Here is a 23,839-nt window from a genome sequence, read left to right as displayed (position 1 = left end):
CCCTGAGATCAGTTGTACCGGCTGCAGTGGACGCTCACGACACCCTGCCAGCATCAATTTCTGGAGATGACCATGAACGACCTTTCTCGACGCCAGCTATTGGGTTCTGTGTTGACCCTGACTGCTGGGACTCTGCTTTCCCCCCTGGCCGGCGCAAAGCCGGGACTGCGGCAAACCGTAGCCGATATCATGGGGCCGTACTATCCGGTACTACGCCCGCTGGACGAGGACATGGATCTCACCCGCGTGAATGGCAAGTCGGGACAAGCGCAGGGCCAGATTCTGCATCTGGCGGGGCGGGTCATCAATCGCAGCGGCCGGCCGGTTGCCGGGGCCCGGATTGAACTGTGGCAGGCTAATACGCACGGCCGCTACAGCCACGCCAGCGACCCGAACACCGCGGCGCCGCTGGATGATAGCTTCCAAGGGTTCTCCCGGCAGGTTGCCGACGAACACGGTCGCTTCCGCTTCAAGACGATCATCCCGGGTTATTATCCGGTGCTGGACGCGGCCCCGGTCTGGACCCGCACCCGCCACCTGCATTTCGATATTTCCGGCCATCATGATCGTGTGGTCACCCAAGTGTACTTCGACGGCGAGCCGCTCAACGATAGCGACCTGCTGTACCAGGCGCTGTCGCCGGAAGATAGGGCCACGGTAACCTTGAACCTGGAGCCGGCGCGAAAAGGAATGGAAAGCACCGCGCGCTTTGCCTGGTGGGATGTGGTGCTGGCCAGCGGCTAGGCGCTGGCAACGCTGTCATTGCTGGAGTCGGGTCCTAGGTTCTGCCCGGTGGCGTTCCGGGTGCTGCGCCAGGCGCGAGGCAGCGGCTGCGGGCGTCTGGCTTGAGGCGCAGGTAGACCTGCTTGCGCACGCGTGCAATGACCTCGCCCTTCGCATCGACGATGTCATTGCTGAACCAGTGCAGGTATTTCTCGCTGCCGGCGGTGGCCGCGCGCAGCTGCTCCAGCAGGGCGTCGTCCAGGCGGAATTCGGCCACCACCGGGCCACGGCCCGGCTTGAGGAATTCGATCTCGCCAGCGCGGTCCCAGACGTAGTAGTCGCGCCCCAGGTTCTGCATCACCGTGAGCATCCAGAACGGGTCGGTCATCGCAAACAGGCTGCCGCCGAAATGGGTGCCCACGTAGTTGCGGTTCCACGGGCGCATGCGCAGTTCGACGCGCACATGGCGGTAGTCCGGACTGACGTCGGTCACGTGGATGCCGGTGAACAGGAAGGGCGGCCACAGATTGATGCCGTGGCGAAAGAGGGAAGCCTTCATTCGGGGTCACGTCACGCTGGGGAGGTGCCCGGAGTCTACCATTCGCTTGCGTATGGGGGGGCTGTTCAGCCTTGCTCCGCGTCATTCGCGGCGTAGCCGTTCCGCCCGGCCGCCTTGGCCTGGTACAGCGCCGCATCGGCGCCTTCGAAGAAATGGCGCGGCTCGGTGCGGGGCGTCGGCACCCGGGTAAACACGCCGGCGCTCAGGGTGATGTGCGTGGTTGCGCCGCGGCCGGCGGGGATTTCCAACCCCTGTGCGCGTGCGACCAGGTCCTGTACCACCTGGACTGCGCCTTCCGGCGTGGTGTCAGGCAGGATCAGCGCGAACTCATCACCGCCGAAGCGTGCCGCCATGTCGCGCGGACGGCGCGCATGTGCACGGATTTCCTGGGCGATGCGACGCAGCACGGTGTCGCCGGCCTGGTGGCCGAACTCGTCGTTGTGGCGCTTGAAATGGTCCACATCGATCAACACCAGGCTGAGCGGCCGCCCACTGCGGCGGCCGGCGTCGTGCTCGGCCTGCAGGGTCTGTTCGAAGCGCAACCGGTTGCCCAGCCCGGTGAGGGCATCGCTGTTGGCCTGGCGGCGCCAGGCGCTGACCCGCCACAGCGTCCACGCCAGCAGCACGGCCAGCATGCCGGTCAGGGCCGCGGCGGGCGCGAACCACAGGTTGCCGGCACGCAGCAGCACGAAGCTCAGCAGCAGCGTCAGCGGGAGGGCGAGCACGCCACTCAGCCATGCCCGCGGCAGCGTCAGCAACAGGCAGCACAGCGCGACCAGCAGCCCGGTCAGGGCGCTCTGCCAGGTCGACGGCAACGGGTTGATCACCGTGTCGGCAAGCAGCATCGAGGCGACGTTGGCCTGGTACTCGCTGCCACTCATCCAGCGCTCGCGGGTGGTCGGGGTCAGCAGGCGCGGCGCGATCCCGCTGGCAGTCATGCCGACCAGGACCAACCGACCGCGCAGCAGGGCCGGGTCGACGGCGCCGTTGAGCACATCGGCATAGGACACCTGGGGGAAGCGCTCGGGCGGACCGGCGTAGCGCACGCGCACGTAGTGGTCGCGGCGCCATTGGTAAGGCGATGCCAGATCAGGCTGGTCGTCATGCAGCCCGGGCAGCGGGCCGCGTGCGTCGGCCAGCGCCAGCCCCAGGGCCGGCCAGTGCGGTGAGCCGATCCCGGCAGAGAGGTACAGGCCGCGGGCAACCCCGTCGCCGTCCACTTCGATATCGCTGTGGCCCAGGCTGGCCGCGTTGGCGGCGATCAGCGGGATCGGCAGCAGCTCCTCGGCCATCCGCGGACCGCTGGCGGGGGCGGCCAGCACCGGCAGGATCACGTGCCCGTTGCGACGGATCGCAGCGGCCAGTTCGGCATCCTGGGAACTGTCCTGGCGGTCGGCTTCGGACAGCATCAGGTCCAGTACCACGCGCTCGGCGCGGGCCTCGGTGAGCCGGTCCAGCAGGCGCGCGTGGGTGCCGCGCGGCCACGGCCACTGGCCGAGCTGCTGCAGGCTGTTGTCGTCGATCGCCACGATCAGCAGGCGGGCATCGGGGGTGTACTCCCAGCCGCCGACGTAGGCGTCGTACACCGCCTCGTCCTGTTTCCAGAACCACTGCCAATGGCTGGCCACGACCGCCAGCGCCCCGACCAGTGCGGCCAGCACGATGCGGTGCGGCCAAGGCAGGTGCAGCGGCGTCACAGCAGCAGCCACAACAGCAGCGCGCCGCCCCCGGCGGCGTAACAGGTGCGGCACGGCAGGGTGATCTGCTGGGCGGGCGAGAACGGACCGGCGTAACCGTCCTCATCGATGTACTGCACGCGCACGTGCAGGGTGCCGCGCCAGGGCCGCTTGATCGAGACCGCGGGCTGGTCGAGTTCGCGATCAAGCAGCGGGGCGCTGAAATCGCCGCGACGGTCCAGTTGCACGCGGTAGCGCTGGCCCGGTTCGCCGGCCTGCCAGCGCAGCGTCAACTGGCCTTTGGCGGCCTCGGGCGGCTGCAGGGCGGGATCGACCGGCAGGTCGGTGATGGTCAGCGGCAGCGGCTGGCCGAACCGGCCGCGATGACCGTTGCCATCCACCGAGGCCACGCGCCACAGATAGTCGCCCGGCACCAGGTCGCGACTCGGGCGCAGGTGGGTTCCGCGGCTGTCCTGTTCGAGCAGCGGATCGAGGAACTGCGGATCGCGGGCGATCTGCAGCACGGTCCGCTCGGCCTCGGCCAGCCGGGTCCATTCGAAGCGCGGGCGCGCACTGTTGACGGTCTGGCCGTGCAGCGGCCGCACGGTCAGCGGTGCGACCGGCTGGTCCGGCACGGCAAAGTCCAGCTCGGCATCCAGGCCTTCGACCTGCTCCGTACTGACGGCCCGTACCAGCAGCCGCAGCTCGCCGGGGGGCAGGTCGGGCAGGGTCAGCGTGGTGGCGGCGGAGTCGCGCGCGAACAGCAGCACCTCGGGTTGATCGGCACGGACCACCTCGACCCGGTACCCGGCGGCACCCGCGACCGGCTGCCAGGCCAGGGCAGCGGGCAGCGTACCGAGGCGCTGCGGATCGATCGACAGCTCCGGTGCGGGCAACAACGTTTCCAGGCCGGCCGGACGCGCGTCCAGCGAGGGGCTGCGCGTGGCCTGGCCGCGGGTGACCAGCCGCTGTCCGCGGCGGTTGCCCACCTGCACGCGCCCTTCCAGCACTTCAGTGGCCGCGCCATCGCCGTCGTGGCCGGCGCTGACCCGGAACACGGTGCCGCGCACGCTGCTGGTCGCCGTGGGGGCATCGATGATGTAACGCGAGGCTGGTCCGGTGGCGGGCGTAACCCGGTTGCTGGCGCGCCCCTGTTGCAGGCGCAGGCGGGTATCGACCATGCCGGTGTGGCCGTAGCGGGACAGCTGGTCGAAACGCAGGCGCGAGCGTTCGCGCAGCTGCAGATGCGAATCATCGGCGAACACCACGGTGACGCTGGCGTCTTCGCCGGTCGTCAGTTCCTGGCCGATCCGCAGCAGGTCTCCTTCGACTACCTCGCGACGGGTCTGGCCAGCGGCCTGGCTGTGCACCGGCCCGCGCACGGCAAGCACGCGCGCCGGGGCGGGCTGCACCTGCAGCCAGGCCACCGGGAACTGCAGCCGGCTGCCGGGCGGCAGCCGATAAGGGTCGGCGATGCCGTTATGCGACTGCAGCTGTTCCCAGCCGATGGACGGCTTCAGGTAACGGGCGCTGAGGTCCCAGATCGTGTCGCCGGGGCGGACCCGGTAGGTCCAGTCCTGCGCCAGCAGCGGCGCGGCGGACAGCAGCAGGGCCACCACGACCAGCAGGCGGGCAGCCAAAGGGAAACGAGGCACTCGGGTCAATCTCACGGTCATTCACGGCCCTGCAAGGCGGGGCGCAGCCAAGTAGGCCGCCATGGCCCAGACCTCATCCTCCCCGATGGATCGCAGCCACCAGCGGGCTGCGGCGGCATTATTGCGCGGGAGCCGTGCAGGGTTTCTGAACGTGATTCATGTCACACATCGAAGTCGCAGGTTCGGATAGGCGGCTTCGTTCGGCCAGCGCCCCGGAAGGCGCTGGCCGTAGGCGATCAGAACAGCAGCGAGGCCATCCGGCGGCGGTACTGGCCGACCAGGTCTTCATCTTCGATCACCTTGAAGGCGTCGATCAGCAGCTTGCGCGGGCGGCCGTCATCGTAGCTGCGGTCGCGACGCAGCATGTCCAGGAACTGCTCCAGCGCGGCGGCGTCCTGGCCGGACAGCAGCAACTGCACGCCGCGCAGGTGGCGGGCCTGCAGATCACCGGCATCGGCCGCGATGCGTGCCTCCAGCACGTCAGGTGCCGGGGCATCCTGCAGGGCGCTGGCGAACTCCAGGCGGGCGCGGGCGCGCACGGCGCGGTCATCGGTGGACAGATTGGCCGGCAGTGCGTCGATCAGCGCGGTGGCCTCGGCGGTGGCACCGGTCTGCAGCAGGGCCAGGGCCAGGTCGAGCTTGAGCTCTTCCTTGTCCGGCTCGGCGGTGATCGCCGCGCGCAGGACATCCACCTGGGCCTGCGGATCGAGCGGGGGCGCCTCGACGACCTCCTCCGTCTGCGGCGCAGCCTCCAGCGGGTGGACCCCGTGCTGGGTCAGGAACTCACGCAGCTGGCCTTCCGGCACCGCGCCGGGGAAGCCGTCCACGATCTGGCCGCCCTTGACCAGGAACACGGTCGGCACCGAGCGGATCTGGAACGCGGCTGCGATCTGCTGTTCCTTGTCGACGTCCACCTTGGCCAGTTCGAAGGCGCCGTGGTACTCGCCCGCGAGTTTTTCCAGCATCGGGCCCAGGGTCTTGCAGGGGCCGCACCAGGTGGCCCAGAAATCGACCAGCACGGGGGTCTGCAGGGATTTCTGCAGGACCTCGGTCTCGAAGGTCTCGGTGGTGGCGTCAAAGACGTGGGACAGATCGCTCATGGTTTCAAATCAACCGGGAAACTGGAGAGGAAGTGTATGGTGCCGGCCGCGACTGGACGCAACCCCATCGGGCGGATCCGGTCGGAAACGGCGACAATGCGGGCCTTGTGACGCAGCCGGTGGACAACATGCAGGGAATCCAACGTTGGGAAGGCGCGCTTGGCATCGCGGCCGCGGTGCTGTTCGTGGGGGCGGTGCTGGGCTTCGGCGCGGCGCTGCCGCTGTTCGATCCGATCGGCCATCCGGTCGCGCTGCTTGGCGCGATGGGCGTGCCGCACGCACTGGCCTTCAACATCGTCGGCTTTGCGTTGCCCGGCCTGCTGGCCAGCATCGTCGCGTTGCGCCTGCTGTTGCGGGTGCCGCGCACCGCGCCCTGGTCGATGCGGGTGGGCGCGCAGCTGCTGATGCTGGCCGGGGTCGGGTTCACCGCGATGGGCGTGCTGCCGTTGGATACCAGCGACCTGGACAATCCGGCCAGCCAATACCACGCCAGTGCATGGATGGTCTGGGTGCTGGCCTTCGTGCCGGGCGCGGTGATGTCCGGGGTCGGGTCCCTGCGGCTGCCTGCATGGCGGGCGGTGGGCCGCCTGCACCTGGCCTGCGGGCTGGGCGTGCTGCTCGCGGCGTTCGCCTTGCAGGCGCTGCTGCCGGCCCCGTTGGCCCAGCGCGTGGCCTTCGGCGTGTGGCTGCTGTGGCTGGCGACGGTCCTTCCGTTGGCCCCGTCCGCGCGCCGCGGCTGAGTGGGGGCTGGGCCGGTGCTGCGCCCCGGTACGCCCGCGACCGCGGCGCCGAGGGTTGACGCATTCGGCCAATCTTCAGTCAATTCAATGAGATGACTGGTTTGGCCACCGCAGTGGCCGGCGTCGATTGGAGCCCTATGCCGCACTGCGGTACCCTGTGCCGCTTTGCCGCCGCACTAGCGTTTTTATGACCAGCGTCGAACCCAACGTTTACGATCCGCAGCAGGTTGAATCAGCCGCCCAGCAGTACTGGGATGCCACCCGTGCCTTCGAGGTCACCGAGGCCTCGGACAAGCCGAAGTTCTACTGCCTATCGATGCTGCCGTATCCGTCCGGTGCGCTGCACATGGGCCACGTGCGCAATTACACGATCGGCGACGTGATCAGCCGCTACAAGCGGATGACCGGCCACAACGTGCTGCAGCCGATGGGCTGGGATGCGTTCGGCCTGCCGGCCGAGAACGCGGCGATCAAGAACAAGACCGCGCCGGCCAAGTGGACCTACGCCAACATCGAGCACATGCGTGGCCAGTTCAAGGCCATGGGCTATGCGATCGACTGGTCGCGCGAGTTCGCCACCTGCACGCCCGAGTACTACGTGCACGAGCAGCGCATGTTCACCCGGCTGATGCGCAAGGGCCTGGCCTACCGCCGCAACGCGGTGGTGAACTGGGACCCGATCGACCAGACCGTGCTCGCCAACGAGCAGGTCATCGACGGCCGCGGCTGGCGTTCCGGCGCGCTGGTGGAGAAGCGCGAGATCCCGCAGTGGTTCCTGCGCATCACCGATTACGCCCAGGAACTGCTGGACGGCCTGGACGAACTGCCGGGCTGGCCGGACTCGGTCAAGACCATGCAGCGCAACTGGATCGGCCGCTCGGAAGGGCTGGAGATCCAGTTCGACGTGCGCGATGCCGACGGCAGCACGCTGGACCCGCTGCGTGTGTTCACCACCCGTCCGGACACCGTGATGGGCGTGACCTTCGTGTCGATCGCCGGCGAACATCCGCTGGCCCAGCACGCGGCCAGGTCCAACCCGGCGCTGGCCGCGCTGCTGGCCGAGATGAAGCAGGGCGGCGTCTCCGAAGCCGAACTGGAAACCCAGGAAAAGCGCGGCATGGATACCGGCCTGCGCGCCATCCATCCGGTCTCCGGTGCCCAGGTGCCGGTGTGGGTCGCCAACTTCGTGCTGATGGGCTACGGCACCGGCGCGGTGATGGCCGTCCCCGGCCACGACCAGCGCGATAACGAATTCGCCAACAAGTACGGCCTGCCGATCCGCCAGGTCATCGCGTTGAAGTCGCTGCGCAAGGAAGAAAGCGCGTACGACGCCACCCGCTGGCAGGACTGGTACGGCGACAAGACCCGCGAGACCGAGCTGGTCAACTCCGAAGAGTTCGACGGGCTGGATTTCCAGGGCGCCTTCGAGGCACTGGCCGAGCGTTTCGAGCGCAAGGCACAGGGCCAGCGCCGCGTGAACTACCGCCTGCGCGACTGGGGCGTGAGCCGCCAGCGCTACTGGGGTTGCCCGATCCCGGTGATTTACTGCCTCAAGTGCGGCGCCCTGCCGGTGCCGGAAGAGCAGCTGCCGGTGGTCCTGCCGGAGAACGTCAACTTCGTCGGCACCGGTTCGCCGATCAAGGCCGATCCGGAATGGCGCAAGACCACCTGCCCGGACTGCGGCGGCGCGGCCGAGCGCGAGACCGACACCTTCGATACCTTCATGGAGTCGAGCTGGTACTACGCGCGCTACACCTCGCCGGGTGCCCGCGATGCGGTGGACAAGCGTGGCAACTACTGGCTGCCGGTGGATCAGTACATCGGTGGCATCGAACACGCGATCCTGCACCTGATGTACTTCCGTTTCTTCCACAAGCTGCTGCGTGATGCGCGCATGGTGGACAGCAACGAGCCGGCGCAGAACCTGCTGTGCCAGGGCATGGTGATCGCCGAAACCTACTACCGCCAGAATCCGGACGGGTCCAAGGACTGGATCAACCCGGCCGACGTCGATGTGCAGCGCGATGAACGCGGCCGCATCATCGGTGCGACCCTGATCGCCGACGGCCAGCCGGTGGTGATCGGCGGTACCGAAAAGATGTCCAAGTCCAAGAACAACGGCGTGGACCCGCAGGTGATGGTGAGCAAGTACGGCGCCGACACCGTGCGCCTGTTCTCGATGTTCGCCGCGCCGCCGGAACAGTCGCTGGAGTGGAACGAAGCCGGCGTGGATGGCATGGCCCGCTTCCTGCGCCGCTTGTGGGCGCAGGTGCAGAAGCACGCCGCCGACGGTGCCGCACCGGCACTGGACGTGGCCGCGCTGAACGCCGGGCAGAAGGCGCTGCGGCGCAAGACCCACGAGACGATCGGCAAGGTCGGCGACGACTACGGCCGCCGCCACAGCTTCAACACCGCGATCGCCGCGGTGATGGAACTGATGAACGCGCTGGCCAAGTTCGATGACGTCAGCGAGCAGGGCCGTGCGGTCCGCCAGGAAGCACTGCGCGCCACCGTGCTGCTGCTCAACCCGATCACCCCGCATGCCAGCCATGCGCTGTGGCAGGTGCTGGGCCATGCCGAGGAGCTGCTGGAAGACCAGGCGTTCCCGCACGCCGATCCGGCCGCGCTGGTGCGCGACGCGGTGACGCTGGCGGTGCAGGTCAATGGCAAGCTGCGCGGCACGATCGAAGTCGCCGCCGATGCGCCGCGTGACCAGATCGAAGCGCTCGGCCTGGCCGAGCCGAACGCGGCCAAGTTCCTGGAAGGCCTGGCCGTGCGCAAGATCATCATCGTGCCGGGCAAGATCGTGAACATCGTGGCGGCCCCGCAGGGCTGATCCTGTCGCGCCACCGGGCGCCCGTGCGCCCGGTGGCGCGGATCCCCAGGGGCGGGGTCCGGGCACGCCGTGCGTGCGGTCCGGTATCAAGTCCTGTTCACGCGGCGTCCGGCAGGATCACTGCTTGTTGCCGCGACCGCCCGGCTCCTACAGACTGTGTCCATGACCCGATTCCTGCTTGCCCTTGTCCTGACCGCAACCCTTGCCGGGTGCGGCTTCCATCTGCGCAACAAGTTGATGCTGCCGGCCGATACGGCTGCGGTGCAGGTGGTCTCCACCGCGCCTTACAGTGAACTGGTCAAGTTGCTGCGTCGTGGCCTGCAGGCCTCCGGGGCACAGATCGCCGACAGCGACAGCACGGCACCGGCCGCGCAGCTGCAGGTGTTGTCCGAGCGTTGGGGCGACCTGCCGATCGCGATCGATGCCCAGGGCCGTGCCCAGGAATACAGCCTGCGCTATGCGGTGATCTTCATCTTCCGCCGCGAAGACGGCAGCGAGCTGGTGCCGCAGCAGGTGATCGAACTCTCGCGCGACTATGTGTCGCCGCCGACCGACGCCACCGGTACCACCACCGAACGCGAAATCCTGTCCGACGAACTGCGTCGTGAAATGTCGGCTTCGATCATGCGCCGCATCGACAGCGTGGTCCGCGCCGAACTGGAACACGGCCGCGCCCCGGCCAGGTCCGGCACCACCCCGGCGACGCCTCCGGCGACCGCACCGGCCACGCCGGCGGTGCCCGTCGACGTGCCGCAGGGGCACTGAGTCCGGTCCGCCTGCGGATCGGCCTGCCCGGATGGAACTTCGTCCCGAACAGCTTGCCAGCCAACCGGCCAGCCAGCCGTTGGCCCCGGTCTACCTGATCGCCGGTCCGGAAACGCTACGTGTGCTGGAAGCGGCCGATGCCGTGCGGGCGCGCGCACGCGCCGATGGCGTCAACGAACGTGAAGTGTTCGACGCCGATGGCCGTGACTTCGACTGGAACCAGCTCGACGCCAGTTTCAATGCGCCCAGCCTGTTCAGTGCGCGTCGTCTGATGGAACTGCGCCTGCCCAGCGGCAAGCCGGGCAAGGACGGCGCCGAAGTGATCAGTCGGTTCTGTGCCGATCCGGCACCGGACGTGATCCTGCTGATCACCTGCAACGAATGGAGCAAGGCCCACCAGACCAAGTGGGCCGATGCGGTTGGCCGTGCCGGGGTGATCTCGGTCGCCTGGGCGATCAAGCCGCACGAACTCACCGAGTGGATCGAGCGTCGCCTGCGTGGCAAGGGCCTGCGCGCAGATCCGCAGGCCGTGCAGCGCCTGGCGGAGCGGGTGGAGGGCAATCTGCTGGCCGCCGCCCAGGAAATCGACAAGCTGGCCCTGCTGGCCGATGGGCAGGCGCTGGACGTGGACACCATGGAGTCGCTGGTGGCCGACGCCGCCCGTTACGACGTGTTCCGGCTGGTCGAGGCGACCTTCTCCGGCCAGCCGGCCGCCGTGCTGCGGATGATCGCCGGGCTGCGTGCCGAAGGCGAAGCGGTGGCGGCACTGACCCCGATCGTGATCCGCGAACTGCTCTCCACCGCCGGTCTGGCGCGGGTGCAGGCGCGCGGTGGCAACCTGGCCGCGGAAATGAAGAGCCGGGGCATCTGGGAGTCGCGGCAGGCGCCGTTCAAGCGCGCGCTGCAGCGTCACCCCGAGGTCAAGCGCTGGGAGCGCTTCGTGGCCGAAGCCGGGCTGGTGGACCGCATCGCCAAGGGGCGCGCCGACGGCGATGCCTGGCTGGCGCTGGAGCGGCTGTTGATCGCCGTCTCCGAAGCCCGCGCCGTGCGCCTGCTTGCCCGGGCCTGAGCCCATGGGGCTGCGCATCTATTACGGCGGGACCTTCGATCCCGTTCATCTGGGCCACCTGGCCATTGCCCGTGCCGCACGCGACCAGCTGCAGGTCGCCGTGCGCCTGTTGCCGGCCGCCGATCCGCCGCACCGCGCCGCGCCTGGTGCGGACGCCTTGCAACGCCTGGCGATGCTGTCGCTGGCCATTGGCGATGAACCCGGGCTCCTGCTGGACCGGCGCGAGCTTGACCGGGCCGAACGCCAGCCCGGCGTGCCGTCCTACACCGTGGATACCCTGCGCGAGCTGCGCGCCGAGCTGGGCCCGCGCCAGCCGATCGCCTGGCTGGTCGGGGCCGACAGCCTGTTGGCCCTGCCCAGCTGGCACGAGTGGGCTGCACTGTTCGAACTGGCGCATTTCATTGTCGCCGACCGCCCGGGCAGCCCGTTGGCCGACGCGCGCGACCCGGTGCTGGCGCAAGCCCTGGACGGGCGCTGGGCCCGCCACGAGCGTGAACTGTTCAGCGCACCGGCCGGGCGTCTGATGCGTCTGCAGGCCCCGCTGCGCGAGGAATCGGCCACGGCAGTGCGCACCCGGATCGCCGCCGGCGGGCCCTGGCAGCAGTTGCTGCCCGAGGCGGTCGCGGGCTACATCATCGACCACCGCCTGTACGGCGCAACACCGTCGTGAATACGCGCGGGCCCGCCGCCCCGTATAATCGGCCCCACATTTATCGAGTTGACCCGCTTTGAGCAACCAAGCCCAGCCCCAGACCATCAAGGTCCAACTGCCCACTCCGGCGCCCTCCGTCCTGCAGCTGCTCGAGTGCGTGCGCGGAGCCACCGAAGAACTGAAGGCCAAGGATCTCGTCGAGATCGACGTCATCGGCCGCTCCAGTGTGGCCGACTACATGGTGATCGCCTCGGGCACCTCCAGCCGTCACGTCAAGTCGATCGCCGACGAAGTGGTGAAGTTCGCCAAGAAGCTGGGTGTGATGCCACTGGGTGTGGAAGGCGAGCGCGAAGCCGAGTGGGTGCTGGTGGATCTGGGCGATGTGATCGTCCACGTGATGCTGCCGCGCGTTCGCGAGTTCTATGCGCTTGAGCGCCTGTGGACCGTGGGCGACCAGCCGCCGATCGAACTGCTCGACGATGCGGACGACGATTACGACGCGCGCTGATCGCAGCGTGCAGGGTCACGACAACGGCGCCGATGGCGCCGTTGTCATGTGCGGCATCGCGCGCGGTGCCTGCGGAGGAGACAGATGAAAGCCAAGTTGATCGCCACCGGCGAGCGCGCGCCCTCCTGGGTGGCGCAGGGCTTTGCCGAGTACCAGAAGCGGCTCTCGCACTGGTTGCCGTTTGAGCTGGTCGAGATCGAGCCCGGCCTGCGTGGCAAGGGGCGTGACGCGCGCCGTGCGACCGATGACGAAGGCAAGCGGGTGATTGCCGCGTTGCCGAAGAATGCCTACGTGGTTGCGCTCGATGTGCCGGGACGCCAGCTCAGTTCCGAGCAGCTGGCGCAGCGCCTGGAGCATTGGCGAGGGCAGGGCAGGGACCTGGCGTTCCTGATTGGTGGGCCGGAGGGCCATTCAGCCGAAGTGTCGGCGATGGCCGACGAAGCGTGGTCGATCGGGCCGCTGACCCTGCCGCACATGCTGGTGCGCCTGGTCGTCGCCGAACAGCTGTACCGCGCTGCGGCGATGCTGGCCAACCATCCGTATCACCGCGCGTGAAATAGTTGTCGCCAGACGGGTTACATCTCGCAAAAAAACGGGCTACAATGCGCACCCCGCCCGAATAGCTCAGCCGGTTAGAGCACTTGACTGTTAATCAGGGGGTCGTTGGTTCGAGTCCAACTTCGGGCGCCAAGATTCGAGAAAAAGCCTCGCAGCGATGCGGGGCTTTTTTTCGTCCGCGATGCGCCCGCCGTCGCGAGCAACAAAAAGCCCGGGCACTGCCCGGGCTCTTTGTTCCCCAAGTGCGGCTACCTCATTCGAAGGTGTACTTGGCACCGACGGTGAAGTAACGGCCGATCGCACCGCTGAAGTGCAGCGGGTTGTAGTTCACGCCACCGTAGGTGGTCGGATCCAGCGGAGCGATGCGGTCGAACAGGTTCTGCACCGATGCGTTCAACTCGAAGGCTTCGGTGATGTTCCAGCGACCGGACAGGTCGAAGGTGGTGAACGAGGAGATCTTGGTGACGTCCGTGCCGTCGGCGTAGGAGAACTGATACGAGCCGTCCGGACCGCGGAAGTCGGTGTTCTCCATCTTGGAGATGTAGTTGGCCACGCCGCTGACGCTCCACGGGCCCTGCTTCCAGGTGGTACCGAAGTTGATGCGGTCCTTCGGGGTGCCGATGCAGTTGGTGACGTCGCAGTTGCCGTGGGTACCGGCATAGTCGACGGTCACGTCCGAATCGGTGCGCTCGAACTTGAGCACGTGGCTCCACTGCAGGTCCATCTCCAGCTGGCCCGGGCCGATGTCGAAGGTCTGGCGGATGTCGGTATCGATACCCCGGACGCGGGTCGAAGCGGCATTGATGTACGCGGTGTTGACCGCCAGGATGGTGCCGGTGCCGGGAATGCCATTGATCAGATCGCTGTCGCGCAGCACGTCGCCGGCCGCGATTGCATCGGCCGTGGCGCCCTGGGCGATTTCGTTGGTGCGCTTGATCTGCCAGGCATCGACCGTCAGCGAGGTGCTGGTGGTCGGCTGCAGCACGACGCCGAACGAGTAGCTCTTGGATTCTTCGGGCTTCAGGTCCTTGTTCGGACGGGTGATGATCGCCACCGGTCGCGAGCTGCAGTTGGTGCCGACATCGGCCGCCGGGCTGGCAGCGCAACGGACCGGATCGCGGGCGTTGGAGAAGGCGGCCAGGCCACCGTCGCCATTTTCAGCCGGGTTCGGGGCGCGGAAGCCTTCGGCATAGCTGCCGCGGACCGCGATCCAATCGGCCGGGGTCCACTTGATGCCGACCTTCGGGGTTGCCTTGCCTTCGCCGCTTTCATACTTGTCATAGCGGACCGCACCGGACAGTTCCAACTGCTCCAGCACCGGCGCGGACAGTTCGACGTAACCGGCATACACGTTCTGCGTGCCGTCATACGCCGAGTAGCCAAGACCGATGATGTCGCCCTGGTCGGTGTAGGTCTGCGGGGTCAGGCTGTTGCTGGTCTTGCGCCATTCGGTACCCAGTGCCAGGCCCAGCGGGCCACCCTTGAGGTCGGCCAGGCTGCGCGACACGGTGAAGTCGAACATGTCCAGGCTGGACTTGGCGCGTGCGCTGATCTCCGGCGAGATGTAGTCATACAGCGCCTGCGAATTGAGCCCGGCGTCGTCGCCGATGCGCCACACGCCGCCCGGGCAGGCCGGGTTGCCGAGCGCGCACTGGACGGCACTGTAACGCAGGAAGCCGGTGCGCTTGTTGACCAGGTCCGTGCCCGAATGCAGGTAGGCGGTGTCGTAGCTCCACTCGCCCCAGTTGCCCTTGACGCCGACCAGGAAGCGGTTGAACTCGTTGGTGTTGTTGGTTACGCGCGGACCCACGTCCCAGGCCGAGTAGCGCAGGCGCGAAGCCTGGCCCGGGATCGGGTTGTCCGGATGGGTCGGGCTCAGCACGACGGCACCGGCGCCGCTGCTGGCGTTAACCGGCCCGCCGGGATAGCCCCACCCGCCCGACACGCCCGACGGCGTGTTGCTGAAGGTGGTTTCCTTCTTGGAGTAGCCGATCTCGGTGTAGATCTCGCCGCCTTCACCGAAGGCGAAGCTGGCGCGGCCGAACACGTTGACGTACTTCTCTTCCGGGGTCAGGTCGCGGTACTGCTGCACCGGATCCCACAGGCAGCCCTGTTGCTGCGCGGTCGCGTCGGTCTGGCCGGGAATGGTGGTCAGGCCGGCGCACCCGGGCAGGGTCACCAGGGTCGGCGTGGCCGGCGGCGGCAGGCGATCGTCGAACACCGAGCCGTTCGGGCCGGAGCCACCGCTGGTGCCGCCGTTGAGTGCGGCGCCGCCGAGGAACTGCGCGTTGTTGCCGTAGCCCCAGCGACGGATGTCACCGGTGCCGATCCACTTGCGGTCCTTGCGGTCGCTGATCTTGATCGCGTCGGTCTTGCCCACGTCCAGGCTGAAGAACGCATTCCAGCCGTCGGTGGCCAGGTCGCCGGTACCGGCGGTCAGGGTGGCCTTCTTGGCATCGCCGTCGCTGTCACCGGACAGGCCGTAGGACGCGCGCAGGATCGCGCCGTTGAAGTCGCTGCGCAGGATGATGTTGACCACGCCGGCAATGGCGTCCGAGCCGTAGATCGCAGAGGCGCCGTCCTTGAGGACTTCGATGCGCTCGACCGCATCCAGCGGAATCGTGCTCAGGTCGGTGAAGACCTTCTGGCCGTCATCGGCCAGGCCGTAGGTTGCCATGCGGCGGCCGTTCAACAGCACCAGCGTGGAGCCGGCGCCCAGGCCGCGCAGCGAGATGCCGGCGCCGCCACCGGCGAAGCCGTTGCCGAAGGTCTTGGGAATGGAGCCCGAGCCGTCCGCGGTCAGGGTCTGCAGGTACTCGGCGACCGTGGTCTTGCCGGTACGGTCGATCTCCTGGCGGGTGACCACCTGGACAGGGGAGGGGGTTTCGGTATTGGTGCGGGGGATGTTCGACCCGGTGACCGTGATCCGGTCAAGGTTGGTCGCCTGCTCCTGCGCGAACGCGGAGGACGACGCCATGGCACCTGCCAGCAGCAGGGCGCTGCCGGTGAGGATCGTGGAAATGGAATGGGCCAAGGTATTGCGGCGGCTGTCGTCGCGGCGTTGGATCGGGTGTTTCACAGCTTCTCTCCTGACTGGGAAAACCTACATGTGTGAGGGTCGTCATCAAAATCACTGGCGACGGCGCCAATCTAGGTTTCCGGCAGGTGACGCAGGTGTGAAAAATTGCTTAATTCGCGAAAGATCATGTGACGACGCTGTATGAATGGGGAGAGCCCGTGTCGGGCCCTCCCCGGGCATCTTCATTGCGGCAACGAAAACGCCACCGGGACCAGGCCATCGGCTTCGACGATCTGGCCATCGACCTGGGCCGGCACGAAGCGCCAGTGGCGCAGCACCTGCTGGCGGGCCGCCTGGTCCAGCAGCCGTGAGCCGCTGCTCTTCTCGATGCTGACCGACAGCGGGCTGCCATCGGTCCCGACCCGGATGCGCAGCACCACCGTACCCTGCTGGCCCAGCCGGATCGCCGCGATCGGATACGGCGGCGGCGCGCTGCGGTACTGCAGTTGCGCGCCCTCGGAAGGTCCCGCAGCCGCGGGGGCCGGTTCCAGCGCCGGTGCGGCGGTCCTGCTGGCGGGCATCGGTGCCACCGCAGCCGCCTCGTCGAAGGTGGCGGTGGGGGTCGGCAACGGTGCCGGCACGCGTTGCGTGGTCACGGGCACGGCCGGGGGCAGCCGTGGCGGGTCTGCCGGATGCCGACGGATGATCTCCGGCGGCGGCGGTGGCGGCGGCACCACCCAGGTCACCTGCAAGCGTTCGCGAGGTGGCTTGATCAGGGGCTGGGCGGCCGGGATCAACAACAGCATCAGGGCCAGCGCGTGGACCGCGATGGCAGTGCTCCACCCGAGCACGCGGGAGGCGTCGATGTGCAGGGGGACGACCGGGGACGGGGTACGGACCATGCTCCACTCTCCTTGCCAGATGTGCGGGAACATCAACGTGCCTGCGCGGCGCATGGGGTCGGGCGGGGCCGCGCAATGACAGCAATACCCGAGCCCGGCACGGGCCGGAAGTCAGCGGCAGGGTGGGCAGTTGGCTGGCAGTCAGGATCCAACCGCAGACAGCATGACGGCGCCCGCAGGCGCCGTCATGCCCGGCAGGAGCGGACCGTGGGTCCGCTCTCCGCTGGCGTGTTACCGGCCCAGGTCGAACACCACGTCCAGGTTGACCGACACGGTCGATTCACCCGGCGACACCGGGGTGGACATATCGGCCGCCATCGGCGCGGCCGCGGCACGCATCATCACCGGGCGGAAGTTGCCACCACCGCTTTCGGAGATGCTCACGATCCGGCGCACGCGCAGGCCCAGCGACTTGGCATACGTCTCGGCACGCGCCTGGGCCTTCTTCAGAGCGGCAAGGCGGGCTTCGTCATACACCGGCTCGGGCTGGTCGATCTCGAACTGCGGGCCATTGATCTGGTTGGCGCCCTGGGCGGCCAGTGCGTCGAGTACCTTGCCGAGCCGGGCGATGTCGCGCACCTTCAGGCTGACCGTGTTGCTGGCCTGGTAGCCGGTGATCTTCGGTGCTTCGTTGTCGGCGTAGCGGTACTGCGGGCTCAAGTTGACGCCGCTGGTCTGCACATCGCGCTCGGCGATCCCGGCCGCCTTGATCGCAGCGAGCACCTTGGTCATCTGCTCGGCGTTCTGGCGCATGGCGGTGTTGCCGTCCACGGCCTGGGTGACCACGCCGGCCGAGAGCGTGGCCACGTCCGGCACGCGCCTGGCGTCGGCGTTGGCCGAGATGTTGAGCAGGGTGCCGTCGGCTGGCACGGCGATGGTGGGCTGGGACTGGGCGTGGGCGGTCATCGAAGCTCCCAGGGCAAGGGACAGGGCGAGCAGCAACGGGGACAGGGACGGGCGGCGCATGTACATCTCCTTGTGAAGACGTTGAGGTTGGTGTCGGGGCGATGAACGCGTCGTGAGGTTTGACGGGGTTGATCACGATTCGGTCGTGTTGCTTGCGATTCAGACAGTAGCCTCAGGTTATGCTTCCTCGATGCTTTATCTCGCCTCTCGATCCCCCCGACGAAACGAACTGCTTGCGCGCCTGGACCGACCGTTCCAGGCGCTCGACCTTCACGTGCCCGAAGTCCGCGCAGCCGACGAGTCCGCCGCTGATTACGTCCAGCGGGTCGCCGCCGACAAGGCGCGTGCCGGCCTGGCGCTGGTCGCGCATGATCCGCAGGCGGTGGTGCTCGGCTCGGATACCGAGGTGGTGCTGGACGGCCGCGTGTTCGGCAAGCCGGTCGATGCCGACGATGCATGCGCGATGCTGCGTACGCTGGCCGGGCGCACCCACCAGGTGATGACCGCCGTGGCGCTGGTTGCCGTTGGCCGGGAACAGGGTGTGCTGGTGGTTTCGGAGGTCACGTTCACGGCGATCGATGAGGACCGGATCGCCGCTTACGTGGCCACCGGCGAGCCGATGGACAAAGCCGGCGCCTATGCGATCCAGGGCGGCGCCGAACGATATATCCGCCACCTGGCGGGAAGCTATTCGGGTGTGATGGGTTTGCCCCTGCAACAGACCGAGCAGTTGCTGCAGGCGTTTGAACTGAAGGGAGTCGCCCATGTCTGAAGAAATCCTGGTCAATGTCACCCCGCGGGAAACCCGCGTCGCCGTCATCGAAAACGGCATGCTGCAGGAACTGCACATCGAACGCGGCTGGCGCCGTGGCGTGGTCGGCAACATCTACAAGGGCAAGGTGCAGCGGGTGATGCCGGGCATGCAGGCCGCCTTCGTCGAGGTCGGGCTGGAGCGCGCCGCGTTCCTGCACGCCAACGATGTGATCCGTCCGGCCCCGGTGGCCAGCGCCGATACCGAAGGCACCACCCTGCCGCCGCCGTCTTCGGTGCCGATCGTGGAGCTGCTGCGCGACGGCCAGGACATCGTGGTGCAGGTGGTCAAGGACCCGATCGGGACCAAGGGCGCCCGCCTGACCACCCAGATCAGCATTCCCTCGCGCTACATGGTGCTGCTGCCGCAGTCCAAGGTGGTGGGGGTGTCGGCGCGGATCGAAGACGAAGCCGAGCGCGCCCGCCTGAAGACCCTGGTGACCGAACTGTCGGCCCAGCACGGGGGCTACGGCTATATCGTGCGTACCAACGCCGAAGGCCAACCGGCCGAGGCGATCGCCGAGGACGTGGCCTACCTGTCGCGGGTCTGGAACGTGGTCGAGCGTCGTGGCCGCGATGCCGCCCCGTGCAGCGTGATCTATGAAGACCTGAGTCTGCCGCTGCGTTCGGTGCGCGACCTGATCCGCAAGGACGTGGACAAGGTCAAGGTCGATTCCAAGGAGACCTTCAACCAGCTGCAGGCGTTCGTGGCCAAGTACATGCCGGTGCTGGCCGAGAAGCTGGAGCTGTACAGCGGCGACCGCCCGATCTTCGACATGTTCGGGGTCGAGGACGAGATCGGCCGCGCGTTGGACAAGCAGGTGCCGCTCAAATCCGGTGGCTACCTGGTGATCGACCAGACCGAAGCGATGACCACGATCGACGTGAACACCGGTTCGTTCCTGGGCCAGCGCAACCTCGAAGAGACGGTGTTCCGCACCAATCTTGAAGCGGCGCAGGCCGTGGCGCGGCAACTGCGGCTGCGCAACCTGGGGGGCATCATCATCATCGACTTCATCGACATGGATGACGCCGAACACCGCCGCCAGGTGCTGCGCACGCTGGAGAAGGCGTTGGCGCGCGACCACGCCAAGACCACCGTCTACGATTTCTCGCCACTGGGCCTGGTCGAGATGACCCGCAAGCGCACCGTGGAGAGCCTGGAGCGCCAGCTGTCCGAGCCGTGCCCGGAGTGCAGCGGCCGCGGCTCGATCAAGACCGCCGAAACGGTGACCTACGAAATCTTCCGCGAGATCACCCGGGCGGTGCGCCAGTTCGATGCCGCACGCCTGCTGGTGATCGCCTCATCGAAGGTGGTCGCGCGCATCACGGACGAGGAATCCTCGGCGGTGGCCGAACTGGAGGAGTTCCTGGGCAAGAGCATCCGCTTCCAGGCCGATGAGCAGTACCTGCAGGAGCAGTTCGATGTCGTGCTGCTCTGACCGCGGCCGGTCAGGCACGCCCAGCGTCCGATGAGCACACCGCTCCGCCTGCGCCTGCGCCGGATCCGCCGTCATGCTGTGTATGCGGTGGCGGTCCTGCTGGTGGGCGTGGCCCTGCTGGTCGGCACGGCCAGCCAGCTGCTGCCACTGGCCGAGCGCCACCCGGACAAGGTGGCAGCGTGGCTGAGCGCGCGCGCCGGCCAGCCGGTCCGCTTCGATGCGCTGGATACCGCCTGGACCCGGCGCGGTCCGCTGCTGCAGCTCAAGGGCCTGCGGATCGGTGAAGGGCAGGGCCTGCGGATCGGCGAGGCCGAGGTACTGGTCTCGATGTACGCCGGCCTGCTGCCGGGCCATTCGTTGACCGAGCTGCGCCTGCGTGGCCTGGCCCTGGTGCTGCAACGGGCCGACGATGGCCGCTGGTCGGTGCAGGGCCTGCCACAGTCCGGGGCCGGCGATCCGCTGGAAACGCTGCGCCGCCTGGGCGAACTGCAGGTGATCGGAGGGCGGCTGCGCGTCGATGCGCCCTCGCTGGGCGTGAATGCATCGCTGCCGCGGATCGATCTGCGCCTGCGCGTCAACGGGCAGCGCCTGCGGGTGGGGGCGCGTGCCTGGGCCGACCCGGCCGCGCAGCCGCTGACGGCGGTACTGGAATTCGAGCGCAACCGCGGCGATGGCCAGGCCTGGCTGTCGGCCGATCCGGCCGATTTTCGTGCGTGGTCCGCGCTGCTGCAGTTCGGCGGCATCGGGTTGCAGCAGGGCAACGGTGAGTTCAATGCCTGGGTGGACCTGCGCGACCACCGGGTGGTGATGATCACCACGGATGCGGATCTGCAGAATGTGCAGGTGCGCGGCGTGGAACTCACCGACGGCACCCGCCCGCAGCTCAGCCTGGACACGCTGGAGATGCGCGCCCGCTGGCGCTGGGTGCAGGGCGGTTGGCGCGCCGATGCCCCGCGCCTGCGGATCGGCCTGGAAGGTGCTACCCAGACACTGGACGGCCTGCTGCTGGCCGGCGGCCGGCAATTCGCGCTGGCCGGTGACAATATCGACGCCACCGCGCTGCTGCGCGGCCTGGCGCTGACCGACAGGATCGATCCCGGCCTGCGCGAGTGGCTGCATGACGCCGCACCGCAGGTCCGCATGACCCGGGTGCGGGTGGCGGGCGAGCAGGGCGGCCCACTGTCGGTCGAGGGTGATCTGGAAGACATCCGCTTCGCCGCGGTCGGGCATTCGCCGGGGCTCAGCGGCGTGGGTGGCCGAATCGACGGCGATGCCGATGGATTCACCCTGGATCTGCAGCCGCAGCGGGTCATGCACTTCGACTGGCCGAGCGGATTCGGTGAGCGCCACGACGTGCGCCTGGCCGGCCGTCTGGTCGGCTGGCGTGACGAGGCCGGTGGCTGGCGCATCGGCACGGCGGCGCTGCGCGTGCAGGGCACCGATTACGCCGCCGACGTGCGCGGCGGCATCTGGTTCCAGAACAACGGCACGCGGCCGTGGCTGGAACTGGCCGCCAGGATCGACGACGTGCCGATGACCGCCGCCAAGCGCTTCTGGATCCATTCCAAGATGAGCAAGGCCGCCACCGATTGGCTGGATGCCGCACTGGTCTCCGGACAGGTGCGCGGCGGCGTGGGCCTGGTGACCGGCGACCTGGAAGACTGGCCCTTCGACAAGAACAACGGCCGCTTCGAGGCGACCGGGCACATCGACGCCGGCAGCATCCGCTTCCAGCACGACTGGCCGGCGATGGATAAGGTCGATGCGGATATCGCCTTCATCGGTCCCGGCTTCGAACTGCACGGCAAGGGCGACCTGGCCGGGGTGGCGGTCGACCATTTCGACGCCGGCATTCCCGATTTCGGTGCGACCGACCTGTACGTCAAAGCGACCAGCCACAGCGATGCCGGAGCACTGCTGGCCATGCTCAAACAGAGCCCGCTGCAGGAAACCTATGGCGAGACCCTGGACAACCTCACCGCGAAGGGACCGGCGGCGGTCACCTTCGATCTGCTGCAGCCGCTGCACCACGATGAGGGGGGCGGCCACCTGCAGGGCACGGTCGATCTGAACGGTGCGACGCTCACCGAGAAGCGCTTCGACCTGGTCTTCGAGAACATGCGCGGCCAGGCCCGCTATGGTCACGGCGGCTTCGATGCGGAGCACCTGGCGGTGCGGCACCAGGGCCAGGACGGGCTGCTCAGCCTGCGCGCCGGCGAGTTCGTCCGCGATCCGCAGCAGGCGTTCGAATCCGAACTGACCGCCTCGCTGGAGGCCGGCGCGCTGCTTGACCGCGCGCCGGAACTGAACTGGCTCAAACCCTATATCCAGGGCACCTCGCGCTGGACCATCGGCGTGACCCTGCCCAAGGTCGCGGCCGGCAGCAAAGTCGAACCGCCGACCGTGCTCAAGCTGCATTCGGACCTGGTCGGCACCACGCTGGAACTGCCCGCACCCCTGGACAAGCCGGCCGCCACCCCGTTGGCCACGGCGGTCACGGCCCAGCTGCCGATGGGCAGTGGCCGCGTCGACGTCGCTTTCGGCCAGCGGCTGGCCCTGGCTGCGCGCACGCATGACAACCAGACCGGTGTACAGGTCACCCTTGGCAGCGATCACGTGGACCGCGATCCCCCCGCCAGCGGCCTGGTCGTCAACGGCCGCAGCGGCTCGCTGGATGCGCTGGAGTGGATCGGCCTGGCCCGTTCGCCCGACGGCGGCGATGACAAGGACCCCATGCCGCTGCGCCACGTGGACGTGCAGGTCGGGCAGCTGTTGCTGGCCGGCGGCGTGTTCGAGCAGACCCGGCTGCAGCTGCGCCCGACCGGCAACAGCGTCGACGTCCGCCTGGATGGCCCGTCGCTGGCCGGCAGCCTGAACGTGCCCAACGCCGACGGCGGCACCATCGTCGGCAAGCTCAGCCGCGTCCACTGGCAATCGCTGCCCACGCCGGTCAAGGCGCCCAGTGATGGCGCCCCGATCCTGCTGCCGCCGGACGTGGCCCTGCCGGCGCGGGTCCAGGCCAGTGCCAATGACACCAATCCGGCCAAGGTGCCGCCGCTGTCGCTGGATATCGATGACCTGCAGTTCGGCAAGGCCAGGCTCGGCCAGGCCGTGCTGCGCACCCGCCCGATGGCCAACGGTCTGAGCGTGGACCAGCTGCAGTTCCGCGCGCCCAAGCAGGAGATCGACGTCAACGGCCGCTGGATGGGCATGGGCGAGGCCGCGCGCAGCCAGTTCAACGTGCAGGTCAAGAGCGAGGACCTGGGCGGGCTGATGCAGAATCTGGACTACGGCGGCCAGCTGCGCGGCGGCCAGGGGCAGCTGAGCATGAGCGCCGGCTGGCAGGGCGGCCCGTCCGATTTCCAGCTGGGCGCACTGCAGGGCCAGCTCGACGTGCATGCCCGCAACGGCCAGCTGCTGGAGCTGGAGCCGGGCGCCGGCCGCGTGCTCGGCCTGCTGAGCGTGACCCAGCTGCCGCGCCGCTTGATGTTCGACTTCCGCGATTTCTTCTCCAAGGGCTTCGCCTTCAACCAGGTCGAAGGCAGCGTGGCCTTCGGCGACGGCATGGCCACCACCGACAAGGTGCTGATCGAAGGCCCGGCGGCGAACATCACCATCCGCGGCCAGACCGATCTGCGCCAGCAGCGTTTCGACCAGACCATCGACGTCAATCCGCGCGCGGGCAACCTGCTGACCGTGGTCGGTGCGGTGGCCGGGGGGCCGGTCGGGGCGGCGGTCGGCGCGGCAGCCAATGCGGTGCTGTCCAAGCCGCTGGGCGAGATCGGCGCCAAGACCTACCGCGTGACCGGTCCCTGGGCCGAACCCAAGGTCGAGGTGATCGACCGCGACACCGCGCCCAAGCCGGCTCCGGCCGCACCCCCGGCGCACTGACCCCTTTCCCGCGCCCGGGTTGCGATCG

General features: G+C 68.3%; 18 protein-coding genes and 1 tRNA gene. 12 read left to right on the top strand and 7 right to left on the bottom strand.

The features are described 5' to 3' along the window. Positions 1–72: 72 nt before the first annotated feature. Positions 73–744 carry a dioxygenase family protein gene (locus tag AC07WC_RS04290; protein WP_495208906.1) on the top strand — a complete coding sequence of 224 codons (672 nt, stop codon included), beginning with the start codon at positions 73–75 and terminating at the stop codon, positions 742–744. Positions 745–778: 34 nt separating this feature from the next. Here AC07WC_RS04290 and AC07WC_RS04285 read toward each other — a convergent pair whose 3' ends face one another. From AC07WC_RS04285 to trxA, 4 genes are all read right to left on the bottom strand, one after another. After that, a complete protein-coding gene (locus AC07WC_RS04285) occupies positions 779–1,282 on the bottom strand; it encodes a DUF4442 domain-containing protein (protein ID WP_495208905.1) in 504 nt (167 codons plus the stop codon). Between the two features lie 65 nt (positions 1,283–1,347). Then, the gene (locus AC07WC_RS04280; protein WP_495208904.1) at positions 1,348–2,979 is read right to left on the bottom strand and encodes a CHASE2 domain-containing protein; all 1,632 of its coding nucleotides are present in this window, start codon (positions 2,977–2,979) and stop codon (positions 1,348–1,350) included. Further along, a complete protein-coding gene (locus AC07WC_RS04275) occupies positions 2,976–4,634 on the bottom strand; it encodes a FecR family protein (protein ID WP_495208903.1) in 1,659 nt (552 codons plus the stop codon). Before AC07WC_RS04275 ends, AC07WC_RS04280 begins: the two co-directional genes overlap by 4 nt. A gap of 215 nt (positions 4,635–4,849) precedes the next feature. After that, complete coding sequence (gene trxA, locus AC07WC_RS04270) at positions 4,850–5,713, bottom strand: thioredoxin (protein WP_495208902.1); 864 nt, start codon at positions 5,711–5,713, stop codon at positions 4,850–4,852. A 128-nt stretch (positions 5,714–5,841) separates the two neighbouring features. Between trxA and AC07WC_RS04265 the strand changes: the two genes are divergently transcribed. From AC07WC_RS04265 to AC07WC_RS04230, 8 genes are all read left to right on the top strand, one after another. Beyond that, the gene (locus AC07WC_RS04265) at positions 5,842–6,453 is read left to right on the top strand and encodes a DUF998 domain-containing protein (RefSeq protein WP_495208901.1); all 612 of its coding nucleotides are present in this window, start codon (positions 5,842–5,844) and stop codon (positions 6,451–6,453) included. 187 nt (positions 6,454–6,640) lie between these two features. Then, positions 6,641–9,289, top strand: a complete 2,649-nt coding sequence (leuS, locus tag AC07WC_RS04260) for a leucine--tRNA ligase (protein WP_495208900.1) — start codon at positions 6,641–6,643, stop codon at positions 9,287–9,289. A gap of 162 nt (positions 9,290–9,451) precedes the next feature. Next, the gene (locus AC07WC_RS04255) at positions 9,452–10,054 is read left to right on the top strand and encodes an LPS-assembly lipoprotein LptE (RefSeq protein WP_495208899.1); all 603 of its coding nucleotides are present in this window, start codon (positions 9,452–9,454) and stop codon (positions 10,052–10,054) included. A 31-nt stretch (positions 10,055–10,085) separates the two neighbouring features. Further along, the gene (gene holA, locus AC07WC_RS04250) at positions 10,086–11,123 is read left to right on the top strand and encodes a DNA polymerase III subunit delta (protein WP_495208898.1); all 1,038 of its coding nucleotides are present in this window, start codon (positions 10,086–10,088) and stop codon (positions 11,121–11,123) included. Between the two features lie 4 nt (positions 11,124–11,127). After that, entirely contained in the window at positions 11,128–11,793 is a 666-nt protein-coding gene (gene nadD / locus AC07WC_RS04245; protein ID WP_495208897.1) for a nicotinate-nucleotide adenylyltransferase, read from the top strand. Positions 11,794–11,851: 58 nt separating this feature from the next. After that, positions 11,852–12,283 (top strand): ribosome silencing factor, encoded by a 432-nt coding sequence (gene rsfS / locus AC07WC_RS04240; RefSeq protein ID WP_495208896.1) that lies wholly within the window; start codon positions 11,852–11,854, stop codon positions 12,281–12,283. An 84-nt stretch (positions 12,284–12,367) separates the two neighbouring features. Beyond that, complete coding sequence (gene rlmH / locus AC07WC_RS04235; protein ID WP_495208895.1) at positions 12,368–12,838, top strand: 23S rRNA (pseudouridine(1915)-N(3))-methyltransferase RlmH; 471 nt, start codon at positions 12,368–12,370, stop codon at positions 12,836–12,838. Positions 12,839–12,896: 58 nt separating this feature from the next. Continuing rightward, positions 12,897–12,973 (top strand) — tRNA-Asn (locus AC07WC_RS04230). 121 nt (positions 12,974–13,094) lie between these two features. Here the strand turns inward: AC07WC_RS04230 and AC07WC_RS04225 are convergent. From AC07WC_RS04225 to AC07WC_RS04215, 3 genes are all read right to left on the bottom strand, one after another. Continuing rightward, positions 13,095–15,920: a TonB-dependent receptor gene (locus AC07WC_RS04225; RefSeq protein ID WP_495208894.1), complete on the bottom strand. Its 2,826-nt coding sequence runs from the start codon at positions 15,918–15,920 to the stop codon at positions 13,095–13,097. 182 nt (positions 15,921–16,102) lie between these two features. Next, a complete protein-coding gene (locus AC07WC_RS04220; protein ID WP_495208893.1) occupies positions 16,103–16,762 on the bottom strand; it encodes an energy transducer TonB in 660 nt (219 codons plus the stop codon). 231 nt (positions 16,763–16,993) lie between these two features. After that, on the bottom strand, positions 16,994–17,728 hold the full coding sequence (locus AC07WC_RS04215) for an SIMPL domain-containing protein (RefSeq protein ID WP_495208892.1): 735 nt from the start codon (positions 17,726–17,728) through the stop codon (positions 16,994–16,996). A 130-nt stretch (positions 17,729–17,858) separates the two neighbouring features. On the opposite strand from AC07WC_RS04215, the gene AC07WC_RS04210 reads away from it, so the two are divergent. Genes AC07WC_RS04210 through AC07WC_RS04200 form a run of 3 tightly spaced genes read left to right on the top strand, consistent with a single transcriptional unit; the run spans position 17,859 to position 23,811 of the window. Next, complete coding sequence (locus AC07WC_RS04210; RefSeq protein ID WP_495209107.1) at positions 17,859–18,440, top strand: Maf-like protein; 582 nt, start codon at positions 17,859–17,861, stop codon at positions 18,438–18,440. Further along, complete coding sequence (gene rng, locus AC07WC_RS04205) at positions 18,433–19,920, top strand: ribonuclease G (protein WP_019182611.1); 1,488 nt, start codon at positions 18,433–18,435, stop codon at positions 19,918–19,920. The genes AC07WC_RS04210 and rng overlap by 8 nt, the downstream gene beginning before the upstream one ends. Positions 19,921–19,950: 30 nt before the next feature. Beyond that, entirely contained in the window at positions 19,951–23,811 is a 3,861-nt protein-coding gene (locus AC07WC_RS04200; RefSeq protein ID WP_495208891.1) for a YhdP family protein, read from the top strand. The last annotated feature ends 28 nt before the right edge of the window (positions 23,812–23,839 follow it).

Source organism: Stenotrophomonas sp. GW821-FHT01H02A (assembly GCF_059422145.1).
Note: the sequence above shows the minus strand (reverse complement) of the source record. Positions and strands in the feature narration are given on the sequence as shown.

Coding starts and splice junctions, on each gene's coding strand:
- AC07WC_RS04285 (WP_495208905.1), bottom strand. CDS start 1,282: ATGAAGGCTTCCCTCTTTCGCCACGGCATCAATCTGTGGCCGCCCTTC.
- AC07WC_RS04290 (WP_495208906.1), top strand. CDS start 73: ATGAACGACCTTTCTCGACGCCAGCTATTGGGTTCTGTGTTGACCCTG.
- AC07WC_RS04200 (WP_495208891.1), top strand. CDS start 19,951: ATGAGCACACCGCTCCGCCTGCGCCTGCGCCGGATCCGCCGTCATGCT.
- AC07WC_RS04220 (WP_495208893.1), bottom strand. CDS start 16,762: ATGGTCCGTACCCCGTCCCCGGTCGTCCCCCTGCACATCGACGCCTCC.
- AC07WC_RS04275 (WP_495208903.1), bottom strand. CDS start 4,634: ATGACCGTGAGATTGACCCGAGTGCCTCGTTTCCCTTTGGCTGCCCGC.
- AC07WC_RS04215 (WP_495208892.1), bottom strand. CDS start 17,728: ATGCGCCGCCCGTCCCTGTCCCCGTTGCTGCTCGCCCTGTCCCTTGCC.
- AC07WC_RS04210 (WP_495209107.1), top strand. CDS start 17,859: ATGCTTTATCTCGCCTCTCGATCCCCCCGACGAAACGAACTGCTTGCG.
- rlmH (WP_495208895.1), top strand. CDS start 12,368: ATGAAAGCCAAGTTGATCGCCACCGGCGAGCGCGCGCCCTCCTGGGTG.
- AC07WC_RS04255 (WP_495208899.1), top strand. CDS start 9,452: ATGACCCGATTCCTGCTTGCCCTTGTCCTGACCGCAACCCTTGCCGGG.
- AC07WC_RS04265 (WP_495208901.1), top strand. CDS start 5,842: ATGCAGGGAATCCAACGTTGGGAAGGCGCGCTTGGCATCGCGGCCGCG.
- nadD (WP_495208897.1), top strand. CDS start 11,128: ATGGGGCTGCGCATCTATTACGGCGGGACCTTCGATCCCGTTCATCTG.
- trxA (WP_495208902.1), bottom strand. CDS start 5,713: ATGAGCGATCTGTCCCACGTCTTTGACGCCACCACCGAGACCTTCGAG.
- leuS (WP_495208900.1), top strand. CDS start 6,641: ATGACCAGCGTCGAACCCAACGTTTACGATCCGCAGCAGGTTGAATCA.
- rng (WP_019182611.1), top strand. CDS start 18,433: ATGTCTGAAGAAATCCTGGTCAATGTCACCCCGCGGGAAACCCGCGTC.
- holA (WP_495208898.1), top strand. CDS start 10,086: ATGGAACTTCGTCCCGAACAGCTTGCCAGCCAACCGGCCAGCCAGCCG.